At 56.4% G+C, this 307-nt stretch carries 1 protein-coding gene; it reads right to left on the bottom strand.

The window, feature by feature from the left end:
* Nucleotides 1-307 (bottom strand): immunoglobulin-like domain-containing protein (locus HU770_RS26865; RefSeq protein WP_186666610.1); only part of this gene is annotated, 307 nt, incomplete at both ends.

A 307-nucleotide genomic window follows, 5' to 3' on the forward strand; every position in this document is an offset into this window, starting at 1 on the left:
CACAACTTCGTTGTTGCTCAGGGTCACGACAAGGTCGTGGTCCAGGGCAGCGTTGATGTGAACGGTGAAGGTCGGTTTAACGTTTTCCGCGACCGAAACCTGGTCGGCAGTGATGGTGACTTTGACCAGATCGCCTTCGTTGCCTGGAGTACCAGGCTCGTCGGTAACAGCAGTGCTGACCGGCGTCTTATCCAGAACCAGGTTCTCGAACTTGCCGACATCGGCGCCGTCGACGCTGGCGATCGATTTGATTACTGGGTCATTGGTACCGGTGTAAACGTTGTCCGGCGCGGTAACGGTGACGAAA

This window comes from Pseudomonas sp. SWRI68 (genome assembly GCF_014269165.1).
Taxonomy (GTDB): Bacteria; Pseudomonadota; Gammaproteobacteria; order Pseudomonadales; family Pseudomonadaceae; genus Aquipseudomonas; species Aquipseudomonas capeferrum.